16 protein-coding genes are annotated in these 14333 nt (G+C 64.9%); 7 read left to right on the top strand and 9 right to left on the bottom strand.

What is annotated here, in order from left to right; all coding sequences use genetic code 11:
• Nucleotides 1–140 precede the first annotated feature (140 nt).
• Nucleotides 141–1061 (top strand): methylmalonyl Co-A mutase-associated GTPase MeaB, encoded by a 921-nt coding sequence (meaB, locus tag E5Z01_RS15580; RefSeq protein ID WP_135230210.1) that lies wholly within the window; start codon nucleotides 141–143, stop codon nucleotides 1059–1061.
• A 13-nt stretch (nucleotides 1062–1074) separates the two neighbouring features.
• Here meaB and E5Z01_RS19800 read toward each other — a convergent pair.
• Nucleotides 1075–2074 (bottom strand): IS630 family transposase gene (locus E5Z01_RS19800; RefSeq protein ID WP_205750503.1). Its coding sequence is split into 2 segments (ribosomal slippage): nucleotides 1075–1602 and nucleotides 1604–2074, totalling 999 coding nucleotides; the frame shifts between segments, so codons are not numbered across the junction.
• Between the two features lie 113 nt (nucleotides 2075–2187).
• Here E5Z01_RS19800 and E5Z01_RS15570 point away from each other — a divergent pair.
• Complete coding sequence (locus E5Z01_RS15570) at nucleotides 2188–3237, top strand: type I phosphomannose isomerase catalytic subunit (protein ID WP_135230198.1); 1050 nt, start codon at nucleotides 2188–2190, stop codon at nucleotides 3235–3237.
• 6 nt (nucleotides 3238–3243) lie between these two features.
• On the opposite strand, the gene E5Z01_RS15565 is transcribed toward E5Z01_RS15570, so the two are convergent.
• A complete protein-coding gene (locus tag E5Z01_RS15565) occupies nucleotides 3244–3528 on the bottom strand; it encodes a hypothetical protein (protein ID WP_119765119.1) in 285 nt (94 codons plus the stop codon).
• Between the two features lie 155 nt (nucleotides 3529–3683).
• Between E5Z01_RS15565 and E5Z01_RS15560 the strand changes: the two genes are divergently transcribed.
• A complete protein-coding gene (locus E5Z01_RS15560) occupies nucleotides 3684–4769 on the top strand; it encodes a sensor histidine kinase (protein ID WP_135230209.1) in 1086 nt (361 codons plus the stop codon).
• Nucleotides 4766–5350: a response regulator transcription factor gene (locus tag E5Z01_RS15555; RefSeq protein ID WP_119765121.1), complete on the top strand. Its 585-nt coding sequence runs from the start codon at nucleotides 4766–4768 to the stop codon at nucleotides 5348–5350. Before E5Z01_RS15560 ends, E5Z01_RS15555 begins: the two co-directional genes overlap by 4 nt.
• An 80-nt stretch (nucleotides 5351–5430) precedes the next feature.
• On the opposite strand, the gene ypfJ is transcribed toward E5Z01_RS15555, so the two are convergent.
• Both ypfJ and E5Z01_RS15545 read right to left on the bottom strand, forming a co-directional pair.
• A complete protein-coding gene (gene ypfJ, locus E5Z01_RS15550) occupies nucleotides 5431–6279 on the bottom strand; it encodes a KPN_02809 family neutral zinc metallopeptidase (RefSeq protein WP_135230197.1) in 849 nt (282 codons plus the stop codon).
• Between the two features lie 134 nt (nucleotides 6280–6413).
• On the bottom strand, nucleotides 6414–6833 hold the full coding sequence (locus tag E5Z01_RS15545) for a secondary thiamine-phosphate synthase enzyme YjbQ (protein WP_167757961.1): 420 nt from the start codon (nucleotides 6831–6833) through the stop codon (nucleotides 6414–6416).
• 140 nt (nucleotides 6834–6973) lie between these two features.
• Here E5Z01_RS15545 and E5Z01_RS15540 point away from each other — a divergent pair, with 140 nt between their 5' ends.
• Both E5Z01_RS15540 and E5Z01_RS15535 read left to right on the top strand, forming a co-directional pair.
• Complete coding sequence (locus tag E5Z01_RS15540) at nucleotides 6974–8296, top strand: DUF4403 family protein (protein WP_240738486.1); 1323 nt, start codon at nucleotides 6974–6976, stop codon at nucleotides 8294–8296.
• A gap of 71 nt (nucleotides 8297–8367) precedes the next feature.
• Nucleotides 8368–8712, top strand: a complete 345-nt coding sequence (locus E5Z01_RS15535) for a hypothetical protein (RefSeq protein ID WP_135230194.1) — start codon at nucleotides 8368–8370, stop codon at nucleotides 8710–8712.
• Between the two features lie 123 nt (nucleotides 8713–8835).
• On the opposite strand, the gene E5Z01_RS15530 is transcribed toward E5Z01_RS15535, so the two are convergent.
• The 3 genes from E5Z01_RS15530 to E5Z01_RS15520 all read right to left on the bottom strand — a co-directional run bounded on the left by E5Z01_RS15530 (nucleotide 8836) and on the right by E5Z01_RS15520 (nucleotide 12279).
• A complete protein-coding gene (locus E5Z01_RS15530; protein WP_135230193.1) occupies nucleotides 8836–10686 on the bottom strand; it encodes a menaquinone biosynthesis decarboxylase in 1851 nt (616 codons plus the stop codon).
• Nucleotides 10687–10775: 89 nt separating this feature from the next.
• Nucleotides 10776–11048 (bottom strand): hypothetical protein, encoded by a 273-nt coding sequence (locus E5Z01_RS15525; protein ID WP_119765133.1) that lies wholly within the window; start codon nucleotides 11046–11048, stop codon nucleotides 10776–10778.
• A gap of 70 nt (nucleotides 11049–11118) precedes the next feature.
• Nucleotides 11119–12279, bottom strand: coding sequence for an RNA-guided endonuclease InsQ/TnpB family protein (locus tag E5Z01_RS15520; RefSeq protein ID WP_240738485.1), 1161 nt, complete (start codon nucleotides 12277–12279; stop codon nucleotides 11119–11121).
• A gap of 238 nt (nucleotides 12280–12517) precedes the next feature.
• On the opposite strand from E5Z01_RS15520, the gene E5Z01_RS15515 reads away from it, so the two are divergent.
• The gene (locus tag E5Z01_RS15515; protein ID WP_135230192.1) at nucleotides 12518–13213 is read left to right on the top strand and encodes a phosphatase PAP2 family protein; all 696 of its coding nucleotides are present in this window, start codon (nucleotides 12518–12520) and stop codon (nucleotides 13211–13213) included.
• A gap of 43 nt (nucleotides 13214–13256) precedes the next feature.
• Here the strand turns inward: E5Z01_RS15515 and E5Z01_RS15510 are convergent, their stop codons facing one another.
• Nucleotides 13257–13466, bottom strand: a complete 210-nt coding sequence (locus E5Z01_RS15510; protein WP_135230191.1) for a hypothetical protein — start codon at nucleotides 13464–13466, stop codon at nucleotides 13257–13259.
• 35 nt (nucleotides 13467–13501) lie between these two features.
• Nucleotides 13502–14143: a (d)CMP kinase gene (cmk, locus tag E5Z01_RS15505; protein WP_135230190.1), complete on the bottom strand. Its 642-nt coding sequence runs from the start codon at nucleotides 14141–14143 to the stop codon at nucleotides 13502–13504.
• Nucleotides 14144–14333: the final 190 nt, after the last annotated feature.

Raw genomic sequence — 14333 nt, 5'->3', positions numbered from 1 at the left:
GCCCTCAACACCAGCAAGATCGCCTGACGGGGCGGGTTCCGGCGTCCCTCTGCCTGAGACGCGCTTCGTTCGGCGGCTTGCGCTAGCCTGTGAAGAATCATGCTGATGTGCCTGTCTGCCGCCGTGGAGGGCGTTTGCCCGTGAATGCCGAGTTGCTTTCCCGTTACCGTGCGGGCGATGTGCGTGCGCTGGCGCGGGCGATCACGCTGGCCGAAGCGGGTCTGGCGGACGCCCGGCCCCTGCTGCGGGCGGCGCGGGAACGCCCGGGGCGGGCGGTGGTGGTGGGCGTCACCGGCAGCCCCGGCAGCGGCAAAAGCACCCTGACCGACGCCCTGATTGCCGAGTTGCGCGCGCGGGAAAAGCGCGTGGCGGTGCTGGCGGTCGACCCCAGCAGCCCCTACAGCGGCGGGGCCATCCTGGGCGACCGCATTCGCATGTTGCGCCATCATGCCGACGACGGCGTGTTCGTGCGTTCGCTGGCCAGTCGCGGAGCGCTGGGCGGCCTGTCGGCGTACACCATGCAGGTGCTGGCCCTGATGGAAGGCGCGGGCTTCGACTGGGTGATTATGGAAACCGTGGGTGTCGGCCAGTCCGAGGTGGACATCGCCGCCGCCTGCGACCACACGCTGCTGGTGCTGACCCCGGCGGGTGGGGACGGCGTGCAGGCCTTCAAGGCCGGCATCATGGAGATCGCAGACGTCATCGCGGTGAATAAGGCCGACCTGCCCGGCGCCGACCGCACGGTGCGCGAGTTGATGGCCGCGCAGGGCCTCGGGGCACACGACGAGCACACCTGGCTGGCCCCCATTCGCCGCACGGTCGCCAGCCGGGGCGAGGGCACCGACAAGCTCATCGACGCCACCTTGCAGCACCGCGACTGGCTGGGCGAGGAAGGCTTGCAGGCCCGCCGCGAACGCCGCGCCGAATTCGAGGTCAGGTCGCTGGTGCAGGAGCGTCTGCTGCGCCGTGCCCGCGAGGCCAGCCACGACCTGTACGCCCGCGTGGCGCGTGGTGAACTGGACGCCGAGAGCGCCGCGGATCAGCTGCTGCGTGGATATTGATTCCTGCGTAGGTTCATGACGAGCCGTACAGCAGGCGATTGGGAAGTTGGATATACCGAATGTGCTGCCAGCCAAAGGTGAGTCGAGCCTTCAAAGTCATCAAGTTTGTCGGACAGAAATTCGCCAGGACGTGCTGTTTGATGTAGGCCCAGACAAGTTCAATGGGATTCAGTTCAGGTGAGTAGGGTGGGAGGTACTCCACTGACAATCTTGGTTCACCCAGCACGAAGGCGCTGAGCGCCTTCGTTTTGTGAATGCTGGCGTTATCGAGGATGACGGTGATCTTGCCCTGGACGTGATGAAGCAGGTGTTTGAGAAAGGAGATGACCTGTGGCCCCTTGATGGAGGCCGGGTGAGTCTGTTGCAGGAACTGGCCTGTGGTGATGATTGCCCCGATGGTGGAGACTCGCTCCCAGTTGGTTTTGCTCTCCAGCACAGGTGTTTGCCCACATGTGGCCCAGGTGCGCGTGACCGTGGGTTTCAAGCTGAAACCCACTTCATCCAGAAAGGCGAGTGTTTCTCCGTCCTGTACTTTTTTTTTCCAACGCTGGCACCTTCGTTTCGATCCAGGTCACCACCGCTTCTGGATCCTGTTCCACAGCGCGTTTCGTTGGTTTCTGCAACGAGAATCCCCATTCATGCAGGAGACGACTGAGATGATCCACGTCGTACCAGACATCGAATCTGAGACCAATCAATTCCCTGACTCTTGGACACGTCCAGCGATGATCCTGATACCGCACTGGGTCAGGCCCAGCGCGGAGCAGGTCGATCGTTTGAGCGATCTGCTCATCGGTGAGGTGCCGACGCGGGCCGGGAGCAACGGTCGCTTCCAGCGAGCCTTGAGTCAGGAGGCGTTGACGCCAATTCCGAACGGCGCTGGCACTGACGCCACATAAGTCGCCAATCTCCGTGGAGGTGAGTGTGCCTTGCTTAATGAGCGGTTCTGCGAAGAGCCGCCGTTCTTCTTGTTGCTGGCGGGTCAAGCGCTTGGGGTGCCAGACCTGGGACATGCCTGAAGCCTACTCCTGTCGTCCTATAGCCACGCAGGAATCAATAATGAACGCGTGGCGGCCCGACCTGCGGCCACCCTCGCATGAACCTGCTCCCTATCAAGGAGAACCCTATGGCTTCAACAGCGCTGGCCGATGTGACCGCCCTGCCCCGCGAGCCCCTGTTCCTGAGTTACCCGATTCGCCGGTATTCGTTCGGCGGCCCGCTGATTCACGATCTGCTCGGCAAAACCCTGCAACCCAGCGAGGAAACGTCCCCGTTGGCCGAAACGTGGGAGGTCAGCGATCACGGTTCACCCACCGACTCTGCTAGGGTGCAAAGCGGCCCACTGGCGGGCGCGAGCCTGCGCGAACTGATGGCCCGTTTCCCGCAGGACATCATGGGCGCCGGCTTCAGTGGCCCGGAATTTCCCCTGCTGGCCAAGTTTCTCGACGCCTCGCACATGCTGCCGGTTCACCTGCACGCCGACGATGCCACGGCCCAGCGCAAGTACGGCGTGGCCCACGGCAAAACCGAGGCCTGGCACATCCTGTGGGCCGCCCCGGACGCCAGCATCCTGGCGGGCGTGCGCCCCGGCGTGACCCGCGACGAACTGCGCCAGGCGCTGCTGGACGGCCGTTACGACGACGTAATGCCGCGCTACCGCGTGCGTGCCGGGGACACCATCTACATTCCCGGTGGAGTGCTGCACAGCTTCGGGCCGGACACGCTGGTGTACGAGATTCAGCAGACCAGCGACCTGGGCATCAGCGCCATGCCGCATGACCTGTACGGCCAGCCGCTCGATGCCGGGGTGTGGCACGCCAACCTGGACGCCCTGCTGGACGAACTGGTATGGGCCCCCCAGCCGCGCCCGCACCCCGGCCTGCCTGTGCCAGGCGGCGTGCGCCGGGTCTGCGCGGCGGGGCCGCACTTCGTGCTGGAACGCCTGAGCGTCCGGGGCGAGTTCAGCTGGACGCCGGGCGGGGGACAGGTGCTCAGCACCCTGGAGTACCCGCTAAGCCTGCGCGTGGGTGACCGGACATTCCCGCTGCCCCCCGCGCAATCCGTGATTCTGCCCGCCATCCTCTGCGCCCTTCCAGACCTGCGGGGACTTGAAGCGGAATTGCTGGCCGCAGGACATGCCCAGGCGGAGATTCACGCGCTCGGCGAATTCGCGTAATCAGTCTTATTTTGGCGTGATGAACATGAGCGCCGTGTACACGAAGCACGCCAGCGCCAGCAGCAGGGTGCCCACGGCGTAGAGCTGGTATTTGCGCCGCTCGGTGTGGAACCACTCCGAGACTTCCAGCGGCGTGGTCTGCTGAAAGTCGCGCTGGTACTTGCTGTGGTCCCAGAGCCGGCGTTGCAGGCTGGCGTCGGTGGCCGCTTCCCTGGCGCGAGTCCAGCACCAGTACGCCAGCAGGGTCAAGAAGAATCCTGTCAGGGGCAGCAGCGCAGTCGTCACGGGCATACGCACATGCTAACAATGTTACATGACGCGAACCTTGCGGGCACCGGGCCTTAAGTGCCGTGCGCGGCGGGGGGGTCGGGGGATTGACAACGGGCACTTCAGAAGGCAGATGGTGAGGGTTCTGTCAGAGGCCCCCCCCTAACCTTAAAGGCATGATGAGTTCGCCGACCGGGCCAGACCCTGCCGCGCCCACTGGCAGCGGCCTGGGCCGGCTGTCGCTGCGAACACAGTTCACCGCCGTGATCTTCCTGCTGGCGTTCCTGCCCAACCTGGGCGTCACGCTGATGTCTCCGCTCAGGCTGAGCCTGCTGAACCTGCTGTGGATCCTGCTGGTCGGTGTCCTCAGCGCCATCATGGGCTATTTCCTGAGTGGGGCGCTGCTGCAACCCGTCAGCCGGCTGGAAGCGGAAGTCAAGCGCCGTGACTTTGGTGAAGCGCACCCCGACGACCCCAGCGAGGTGCGTTCGCTGCGGGCCGCCTTCACGGGCCTGCTGGGCCGCCTGGGCACCGAACAGGCGCGCCGCAACGCCTTCATGGCGACCCTGGTGCACGACCTGAAAACGCCCATCATCGCCACCGGACACCTGACCCACGCCCTGACCACGCTGCCGCTGCCGGACGCGGAGCGGCGCGAGGTGGGGGCGCACATTCAGGCGGAAACGGCGCGCCTGCTGGCGCTGGTGCAGCAGATGGCCGATGCCCACCGCTTCGAGCGCGACGACCTTACCCTGAACCGCCAGCCCACCGATCTGCGCGCCCTGCTGGACGACATCGTGCGCCGCTTCGCGGGCCGCGCTGAGGCGGCTGGCCTGCACCTCAGCGCCTGCGGCGGCGGTCACGCGCTGACCGACGCGGCGGTGCTGGAACGCGCCGTGTCAAATCTGGTCGAGAACGCCCTGCGCTACGCCCGCCGCACGGTTGTCCTGTGCGCCGGCCACGAGGGCCTGTGCGTCGCGGACGACGGGCCGGGCCTCGACCTGCCGCTGGACAAGCTGGCCCAGCCCTTCAACGCCCAGCCGGCCATCATCGCCGGGCAGCAGTTCACCGCCGGCACCGCCGGCCTGGGCCTCTTTATCGCGCGCCGCATCGCCGAGGCTCACGGGGGGCAACTCAGGTACACCCGCCTCCCTGAGGTTGGGTCTGCCACGTCAAGCCATCCCCCGCTGGAACACGCCGACACTGAACCTGCGCCCGTTCCCTTCACCCACCTGACGATTACCCTTCCGGAGGTCACCCCATGAGACTCGTTATTGCCGATGATCACCCGCTGTTCCGCATGGGCCTGAAGTACGCCCTGATGCAGCAGGGTTTCGACGTGGTGGCCGAGGCCGCCGACGGCCCCAGCGCCCTGGACGCCTGCCGCACCTACCAGCCCGACGCGGCCCTGCTGGACGTGAAAATGCCCGGCATGACCGGCATCGAGGTCTGCGACCGCCTGCGCATCACCGCGCCGCGCGTGGTCAGCATCCTGATCACCACCTTCGCCGAGCCGGCCATCGTGCAGGCCGCCCGCGCCGCCGGGGCCAAGGGGTACGTCAGCAAGGAGACCGACCCCGAGAGCCTGGCCCGGCAACTGCGCGACATCATTGCCCACCCGGAAATCGACCGCCTGCCGCAGGTGAACGTGCCGCGCCTGACCCCCCGCGAAAGCGAGGTGCTGCCGCTGCTGGCCCAGGGCTACTCGAACAAGGAGATTGCCCGCAGCCTGGGCGTCAGCCCCGACACCGTGAAAGACCACCTGGCGCGCCTGTACGCCAAACTGGACGCCCGTGACCGCACCGAGGCGGTGGGCCGCGCCCGCACCATCGGCCTGCTGAGCTGAGGGCGGATGGCCCAGAGAAACTTGCAGCACAAAGAGAGAAGGCGCGGACATGCACTCCGCGCCTTCTCTGTTTGAACGGTTTACAACTGGTTGTAAGCGACGTTGAAGGTGTCGCACGAGTTCGGGTTGCCGCTCTTGAGGCCGGTCATGAACCAGTTCACGCGCTGCTGGCTGGTGCCGTGCGTGAACGAATCCGGCCTGACGGCGCCGCGCGTCAGGGTGTCGTCCCCGATCGCCTCGGCGGTGCTGACCGCCTGCTGCACGTCCTGCTGCGTGATCTTCGTCTGGGCCTGGGTCTGGTTGCCCCACACGCCCGCGAAGCAGTCGGCCTGCAACTCCAGCCGCACGCTGTAACTGTTCGCTTCCGCCTCGCTGCGGGCGCTCTGCTGCTTGCGCTCCACCTGATCGGCAATGCCCAGCTCGTTCTGAATGTGGTGCCCGTACTCGTGCGCGATCACGTAGGAGTAGGCGAAGGTGCCGCCGCCCCCCAGGCGACTGCTCATGGTGTTGAAGAAACTGGTGTCCAGGTAAATCTTGCTGTCCAGCGGGCAGTAGAACGGCCCCACGGCGCTGTTGGCCGTCCCGCACCCGCTGCGCGTGCCGCCGCTGTACAGCACCAGCGTGGGCTCCTGAAATTCACGCCCGGCCTGCTGAAAAACACCCGACCACACCTGATCGTTGCTGGCCATGATGCGGTCGACGAACTGGTACTCCTCGGTGTTGGTGTTGGCCGGCGACGGCGCCTGCGTTTGCTGCGGGGCCTGGCTGCCGCCGCCCGTGATGACGCCCGGGTCGATGCCGAAGAACATGGCAATGAGGGTCAGAATCAGGCCGCCAATGCCGCCGACGGCCAGCCCCCCGCCGGGCAATCCGCCTGCGCCGCGACGATCCTCGATGTTTCCCCCGCTCGGTAAGTTTTGCCAATCCATATGGACTCCGTTTCTCCTTGAACTTCAGATTTCCCGCGCCACGCGGCGCTGACCTTCCCTGAGTGGCCTTCATTCTACGCAGCGCCGCCTGAATTCACCTTTACCTGCCCTGGGGAATTGACCAGGCCCGGGCGTCACTCGCCCTGCAAGGTCAGCACCAGGCGGCGCGGCCCGCTGTGGTCGCGGTGCTCGCACAGGTAGATTCCCTGCCACCTTCCCAGTGCCAGCCGCCCCGCTTGCACCGGCAGCGTGAGCCCTGGCCCCAGCACGCTGGCCTTGATGTGCGCGGCCATGTCGTCCGATCCTTCCAGCGTGTGCTCGAAGTCGGGCCAGGCGTCCGGCACAGCGCGGTTGAAGTACCGCTCGAAATCCCGGCGCACGTCCGGGCTGGCATTCTCGTTCAAGGTCAGGCTGGCCGAGGTGTGCTGAATGAAAACGTGAAGGAGCCCGACCTGCACCTGCGTCAACTCCGGCACGGCGGCCACGACTTCGCGGGTAATCAGGTGAAACCCGCGCCGCATGGCCGGCAGCGTCAAGGGGTGTTGAATCCACATGCCCAGAGCGTAGGTCATCCGCAGCAGTACCGAAGGGCGGCGGTCTGGCGGCGCTCAACCTTTAGCCTGGGGGCATGTCCGTTTCTCTGCGCCCATTTGCCTTGCGCCCATTTCTCACCGCCTTGCTGTTGACTGTGGCCATGCCCTGTGCCGAGGCGCTTTCCAGCGTGACCCTGCCCATCACCGTGCCGCTCGCGGGCGTGCAGGCGGCGGCCAACGCGCGTGTTCCGGCGGAATTTGCGCGGGTCGATCAGGAGCAGTCCTTCCTGGGCGGGCTGGTGAGCGTAAAACTTGCGGGCACCGTCACGCGAACCGGGGCCGTTACCGTGAAACCGGACGGCGACGCGCTGCTGGTCAGCGTGCCCATCCGGGCCGACATGCACGCGGCGCCGGGCGGGGTGGGTTCGGTGCTGGCGCGTGACTTTGGTGGCAGCGCCAGTGTGACCCTGCGCCTGAAACCGTTCGTGACGCCCGACTGGGAGGCGGGGGCCGACATCAAAGGGGAGTATGCCTGGACAGACCCGCTAAGTGTGGAACTGACGCCGGGCGTAAAGGTCAGCGTGCAGTCGCTGGTCGACGGCCAGGTGCGCACGCAACTCGACCGGGTGGCGGCGGACGTGGCGCGGGCGGTGCGGGAGGGAGCGCAGCTCCGGCAGCGGGCGGGCACCCTGTGGGCCAGGGTGCAGCAACCCTGGACGCTGCCTGCCCCGCAACCCGCCTACGCGCTGGTCAAACCCGTGAACGTCACGGTGACGCCTTTTCGCTTCACGCCAGACGCCCTGAAACTCACGGTGGGAACGACCTTCAACCTGCAAGCCGGGCTGGGCCGCACTCCGGCCGTCACGTCCACCCCACTGCCGGCCCTGAAAATCCGGGACATCCTTCCCGAAGGCGTCGACTTGACCGTTCCCGTGGTGCTTCCCTTCGTGGAACTGTCGCGCGCCGCCAGCGCTTACGCCGCCCGCGAAGCCGTGACGCTGCCCCTGCCCACCCGCCCGACCGTGCAGGTCACCCGCGTAACAGTCAAACCGGCGGGTTCAAAACTCCTGGTGGCCGTACAGGTGATGGTGCGCGGCCCGCTGGGCCTGAAAGTGAACGCCACCCTGGACGTGACCGGAACGCCGAAACTCGACGCCGGCGGGCGCGTGGTGACGCTGGAAGGCGTGAGCGTCCGCACGCGCCGCGAGGGCCTGACCGGCACGGTCATCTCGCTGCTGGCCGACGCCCGTGCCCAGGCTTATGTGACCCGCGCGGCCCGCTTCGACCTGACGCCCCAGCTGGAGCAGGCCAGAGCGCAGGCGCAGGCCAGACTTCCTATGACGCCCACACCGGGCCTGCAACTGGGCGGCACGGTGGGGCCGCTCAAACTCAGCGGCCTGAGCGTGCAGCCCAGCGCTCTGGTCGTGCAGGCCGCCGCCAGCGGACAGCTTCAGGTGAAGGTGGATGCTGGGGCTATGCGGTAAGGGTGATCTGCACTCGGTTCAACACAAAGTGAGCTTTCCCTCATTTCGTTCATGTGGTATACGTGCAATGTATGAAAAAAATCGCACTTGGACTCATGCTTTTTGCCCTGGCGGCGACCTCCTGCGCCCCCAAATACACCAGCGCCACCGCCAAGCCCATCGCTGAACTCAGCTGCGGCGAAATCAACGACGAGCTGCGTAAGCTGGCCGGCGTTCGCGCCGAAGCCGAAAGCAAGAAAGGCGTCAGCAAGGAGAACGTCCTGTTCGTGCTGTTCTTCTGGCCCGGCGCCGTGGTGAACGAAATGGACAACCGCGACGTGATCGCCAAGGTGGACGCCCGCACCGAGGAACTCACCAAGGCCCAGCGCGCCAAGGGCTGCGCCGTCACCGCGCCGGCCCCCGTCAGCAAACCCTGAGCCGATCAGGACAACAGCAAAGCGCAGCCACTATCAAGGCTGCGCTTTTTCCTGTCGTTGCGGTCTACTTCACGGTCACAGACACCGTGCATGGCAAAGGGCGCAGCAACCTGTAAGCGAACCTTACCGTCCCTGCTCCGGCAGCCCGTAGACGTGCCACAGGGCGTCCACCCGTTCGCGCACGGCCCTGTCCATCACGATTTTAGGCGGCCACTCGCGCACAAACCCTTCACTGTGCAGTTTCCGGGCGCCATCCCAGGCCAGCAGGCCGCCCCCCGCGTCCGGCACCGTCCACACGTCGCGTTCTGGGTCGATGTTGTTCAGGATCGTCCACCACACGTCGTTCAGGTCGTTCACGTCGGTTTCTTCGTCACAGATCAGCAGGTGGCGCACGCCGTCGGCGGCGGAGTGGCGCGCGAAGGCCTCGGCGAGTTCGCGGCTCTGCCCGGCGCGGCGTTTGTTCAGCACGACGATCCAGTAGCCGTCGTCGGTCTGGCGCTGGGCCAGCACGCCCTCGAAGGCCGGCAAGTCCGTTTCGGCGCTGGGCAGGAAGATGTCCAGCGCGGTGTCCTGTGCCTGCTCGTCGCGGCTGCTCTTGGGGCTGCCGATCTCCTCGGGGCGTTTGGTGGTGGCGTCGATAATCAGCTTGCCGCCGTAGCCCCAGCCGCGGCTGGAATGGTCGAGCACGTCGGTGGGGCCGCGTCCGGTCAGGGTGTCGCGCCCCGGCACCGCCTTCTGGGTGACTTCCTTCCACACCGCGTCCATGTCGTTCACCTTCACGTCCTCGTCCACCACCACAATGACCTTGGCAAACATCATCTGCCCCAGACCGAAGAGGCCGTTGGCGACCTTGTACGCCTGACCGGGGAATTCCTTTTTGATGCTGACCACCACCAGGTTGTGCGCCACCCCGGCGGGCGGCATGTGGTAATCCACGATCTCCGGCAGGATGGTCTGCGCGGCGGGCAGGAACAGCCGCTCGGACGCTTCGATCAGGTAGGCGTCCTCCATGGGGGGGCGGCCCACGATGGTCGCCGGGTAAACCGGGTTTTTGCGCATGGTCACGGCGGTCACATGGAACAGCGGGTACTGGTCGGGCAGCGTGTAAAACCCGGTGTGATCCCCGAAAGGCCCTTCTTCCACCCAGGGTTCGTTCGGGTCGACATAGCCTTCCAGAATGAACTCGGCGTTGGCCGGCACTTCCAGATCGACGGTCACGCCCTTCACCACCGGGTAGCGTTCGCCGCGCAGGTAGCCGGCCAGGGCGAACTCGTTCAGGCCCGGAATGGGCGGCAGCGGGGCCGTCGCCGCGTAGATCAGGGCCGGGTCACCGCCAATCGCCACGGCCACTTCCAGCCGTTCCCCCTTCTTCTTCGCCTTCTCCAGGTGACGGGTTCCGGTTTTGTGCCGTTGCCAGTGCATGCCGGTGGTATTTTTGCTCATGACCTGCATGCGGTACATGCCCATGTTGCGTTCCCCCGTCTCGGGGTCGTTGGTAATTACCAGCGGCAGGGTCACGAACGGCCCACCGTCCAGCGGCCAGCACTTCAGGATTGGGAGTTTGCCCAGGTCGACCTCATCCCCGCGCCACACCACCTCCTGCACCGGGGCCGCCTTCACGCGCCTGGGGGGCAGGTTCATGGCGTCGCGCAACTTCGGGAGGTTGCCCAGCATGCCCATCAGGCCGCCTGACCCTTTCAGGTCGATCAGGTGGCGAACCTTGGCGGCCAGGTCGTCCAGGTCGCTGACGCCCAGGCTCAGGGCCACGCGCTCGCGCGTTCCCAGCAGCCCGATTGCCAGGGGAAACTCGCTGCCGCGCACGTTCTCGAACAGGACTGCCGGGCCGCCGGCCTTCACCAGCCGGTCGGCGATCTCGGTGATCTCCAGCTCGCGTGAAACAGGGGTGGATACGCGCACCAGCTCACCGCGGTCTTCCAGCAGACGGACGAACGATTGAATGTCAGGAAAAGCCATGAAGGCAGAATAAGGCGCAGCATCAGGCGAAAGGCGGACACGCGCTGGAGCGTTCCCTCATGCAAAGGTCGCCTGGCAGCGGCCGCCTTTCAGGACGGCTCGCTGCTGATTTCTACGCGGAACAGCTTGACCTGGGCATGTTCCTGCTCCAGTTCATGCAGGGTCTGAAGCAGCCAGGCGTGGGCCCGCTCGGTGGGCGCGTGGTGCAGCTGGGCACACAGGATGACCCAGCCGCCCGCGACGCCGCTGTGAATGCTGCCGAGGGTCAGGTCGGCCCACTGCGCGACCTGATGGCTGGTGGTGCGGATGCGCTGGGACGAGATTCTCCCGCTATACGTGAAGGCTGCATGCACCTGGGTCATTATGTCTCTATCGTAACACATGAACAATTTTCTGTGCTGCGTCCGTAAGGAACAGTGACAACTCCCCGGCCTAAAGGCCGAGGCTTCTCAGGGGACGCTCAGCGCAACCGCTCACGTTAGCCCCTGATGGCAATGCCCTTGCCAGAATGTTCAAGGCTGCATTTTCGTCGGCATTCATTTCATGGCCGCATTGAATGCACTTGAACTGTGCTTGTGATACCCGATTTTGCTTGCAAGTATGCCCGCATTGCGAACATGCTTGACTGGTGAATCGGGGGTCAACCCGCACAACTTGCCGACCAGCATCTACCGCTTTGAGAGCAAGGAGAGAGAAAAACTGCGACCATCCAACGTCGTGAATACTGCGGGCCAGATTCCCGCGTCCCATACCGCCGACGTTCAAGTCCTCATGGGCAATCAAGTCATTCTCTCGGATGAGCTTGGTAGCCGTCTTGTGGTGGAAGTCCAGCCGTTGCCGAGCCACTTTACGGTGAATCTTAGCAACCCGCTTGACCGCTTTCTTTCGTCTGTTGCTGCGCTTGTTCGGCTTGCGGGCCACCGCACGCTGAGCAGTTCGCAACTTCTTCATGGCTCTCCGGTAGTGCCGGGGATTTTCCACGAACTCGCCGTCTGAGGTGATGGCAAACCATGTCGTACCCACGTCCACGCCCACCTGACTCCCCGTAGCAGGGAGAGGCCGAGCTTCTACTTCACAGGTGTAGACTGCATACCATTCGTCGCCTTCACGCTTGATAGTAGCGGTCTTGATTTTGCCTTCTATCGGGCGGTGCAGTTTAATTCTGATATTCCCAATCTTGGAGAAGAAAGCCGTCTTTTCGGAGACGCTGAATCCAAGCTGGGGGTAATGCAAGGAATCGAAACGGTCACGCCCTTGAAAGCGTGGATAACCCGGCTTTTCCCCCGCCTTAACACGTCTGAAAAATGCCTTAAACGCTTTGTCCAGCCGTAGAATTACATCCTGTAGGACTTGGCTATAAACCTTCCCGTACTCCGGTAGGGCGGCTTTTATTTCGGGGAGATGCTTCTTTTGGTCATATCCCGAAAGCGATATACCGCATTTACGGTAAGCGTCCCGACGTTCTTGCAGAGCGCAGTTATATAAGCTCCGACAAAGCCAAAGCTGTTCATTGAGAACAGCTTGCTGCGCCTTCGTGGGGTAAAGGCGGAACTTAAACGCTTTGTAATGCGTGGTAGTCTGGATTTGCGTCACCTCCTTCTAGGTGATTGCCACGGCTGAGGGTGTTCCACCACCGCTCAGCCTTTGCATATTTAGTTTATCACAGAAAATGACGGCTGATTACAGGTGGCCCTGCGCCGCCTGCGGCGACGAATTGCGCCCCCGCTGGGGGCGGTGGCTTATATCCCCGCACTGAAGTACGGGGGATTACGCCACTTTCTCTAAGTTCTGGCCCCATGTTCTCCCGAGCCTGTGGGCGCATAGTGACCGGATGTCGGCTCCCCGCCACCCGGCCCGCCCCGCCCACCTGCTCAGCCTGCTGCTTCTGGTGGGTCTGCCCCTGTTGGGCGTCGGGCTGATCGCCGAAGACCTGCTGGAAAAAGAACGCTTCCAGTTCGAGGAACCCCTCATGACCTGGATTCATGCACACGCCACGCCCGCCCTGACCAGCGTGGCGGTGTTCCTGCACCACTTCGGCGGCCCTTACGTGATGGTGCCGGTTTTTCTGCTGCTGGCCGCTTGGCTGTGGCAGCGCAAGGAACGCCACCTGGCAAACTTCACGCTGTTTGCGCTGGCCGGCGCAGGCATCCTGAACGCGGCCATGAAGCTGATCTTCAACCGCGCCCGGCCCGAACTGTGGACGCGCATCGTCACCGAGGGCGGCGCGTCCTTTCCCAGCGGTCACAGCATGTTCGCCGCGGCCCTGAGCACAGTGCTGGTGCTGCTGGCGTGGCACACCCGCTGGCGTTTGCTGGCCCTGACGCTGGGCCTCGCGTACACCCTGCTGATGCTGTACTCCCGCATGCTGCTGGGCGTTCATTACCCGACCGACGTTCTGGCCGGGGCGCTGTCCGGCACGGCCTGGACTTATGGCGTATACCGCCTGATGGGCGGCCGACCCAGCAAACTTGACGTGCCGCTCACGAAGCAGGAAGTGGCGAGTGGCCCTTCGGGCAGGAGCCAGTAATCGCTCCCAGCCCGCTTTTGTTCCCTCTTTCGTCCTGCTTCTTTTACTCGGCGTCGGCCTTGCGTTTGCGGGCCCCGGTCACCTTCAGCGTGTGACCGTTGTCCTCGGGGACACGGCCACTCAGGACGTTGTAAAGGCGGCGAATGTCGTGGGCGCGGGCCTCGTTGTAGCCCTGGCCCACCTTGCCCTCATACGTGTTCCCGGTGGTCAGGTCGAAAGCCAGTTGCAGGGCGCGGGCTTCAAAAGAATCCATACCCTATACCTAGCACCACCAGAGTCAACGGGCGGTCAGCTGGTGCGGCCAGCTTCATGCTCAGGCAGGGCAGAAAGAATCACCTCGATGACGCCCAGCAAATCCAGCGGCCCGGTGTCGATCACCAGTGCGTCCGCCGCGGGGCTGATCTGCCGGCGATCTGCCTCATCGCGTTTCGTCAGGGCGGCCTCGATGGCCGGGATGTCTTCCGGGCGCTCCCTGGCCCGCCGCTCGGCCCGCACCCGGGGGCTGGCGGTCAGGTAAAACTTCGCCTGCGCGTGTGGAAAGACATTCGTTCCCATGTCGCGCCCCTCGGCCACGAACGGTTGCGGCAGGGCCCGCAACTGCGCGTCGATCCACGCCCGCACACCCGGCAGGCCCGCCACCGCGCTGACCCCCTTGTCCACCCGCGTGGAGTGCAAGTCCGGCGTCAACTCGCGCCCCCCCGCCCACACGCGGTTGCCCTCCGCCAGCGGTTCCAGCCTCAGGCCGCTGCCCTCCAGCAGGGCCAGCACCGCCGCCTCGTCCTCCAGCGCTGCGCCCGCCTCCAGCGCCAGCAGCGCCGCCGCCCGGTACAGCAGCCCACTGCTCACGTAAGGCACGCCCAGCGCCCGCGCCACCCCACTCGACACACTCGACTTGCCACTGGCCGCCACGCCATCAATCGTCACAATCACGCCCCGCAGTTTAGGGCTGTGGCGCGCAGTTTGTGGCCTGCAGACACGCATAAGGTCGTGGAACGTCACTCGTGAACCGTGAAAAAAGCACGGGTGGGAGGCCATTCCTTCACCAGCCAGCCCCGTTTAACCGGCGACTTCCTTGAGCCGCTGGCCGTTCGCTCCCTGTGGCGTCCTGACAGTTCCCTGT

It is taken from the genome of Deinococcus fonticola (assembly GCF_004634215.1).
Lineage (GTDB): Bacteria > Deinococcota > Deinococci > Deinococcales > Deinococcaceae > Deinococcus > Deinococcus fonticola.
Note: the sequence above shows the minus strand (reverse complement) of the source record. Positions and strands in the feature narration are given on the sequence as shown.

What these genes read in the sequence shown, in the direction of transcription:
- ypfJ (WP_135230197.1), bottom strand. Translation starts at nt 6,279, where the DNA reads ATGGATTGGCAAAACTTACCGAGCGGGGGAAACATCGAGGATCGTCGC.
- E5Z01_RS15545 (WP_167757961.1), bottom strand. Translation starts at nt 6,833, where the DNA reads ATGTGGATTCAACACCCCTTGACGCTGCCGGCCATGCGGCGCGGGTTT.
- E5Z01_RS15565 (WP_119765119.1), bottom strand. Translation starts at nt 3,528, where the DNA reads ATGCCCGTGACGACTGCGCTGCTGCCCCTGACAGGATTCTTCTTGACC.
- E5Z01_RS15535 (WP_135230194.1), top strand. Translation starts at nt 8,368, where the DNA reads ATGAAAAAAATCGCACTTGGACTCATGCTTTTTGCCCTGGCGGCGACC.
- E5Z01_RS15510 (WP_135230191.1), bottom strand. Translation starts at nt 13,466, where the DNA reads ATGGATTCTTTTGAAGCCCGCGCCCTGCAACTGGCTTTCGACCTGACC.
- E5Z01_RS15560 (WP_135230209.1), top strand. Translation starts at nt 3,684, where the DNA reads ATGAGTTCGCCGACCGGGCCAGACCCTGCCGCGCCCACTGGCAGCGGC.
- E5Z01_RS15555 (WP_119765121.1), top strand. Translation starts at nt 4,766, where the DNA reads ATGAGACTCGTTATTGCCGATGATCACCCGCTGTTCCGCATGGGCCTG.
- E5Z01_RS15540 (WP_240738486.1), top strand. Translation starts at nt 6,974, where the DNA reads ATGCCCTGTGCCGAGGCGCTTTCCAGCGTGACCCTGCCCATCACCGTG.
- E5Z01_RS15525 (WP_119765133.1), bottom strand. Translation starts at nt 11,048, where the DNA reads ATGACCCAGGTGCATGCAGCCTTCACGTATAGCGGGAGAATCTCGTCC.
- E5Z01_RS15530 (WP_135230193.1), bottom strand. Translation starts at nt 10,686, where the DNA reads ATGGCTTTTCCTGACATTCAATCGTTCGTCCGTCTGCTGGAAGACCGC.
- E5Z01_RS15515 (WP_135230192.1), top strand. Translation starts at nt 12,518, where the DNA reads ATGTCGGCTCCCCGCCACCCGGCCCGCCCCGCCCACCTGCTCAGCCTG.
- E5Z01_RS15570 (WP_135230198.1), top strand. Translation starts at nt 2,188, where the DNA reads ATGGCTTCAACAGCGCTGGCCGATGTGACCGCCCTGCCCCGCGAGCCC.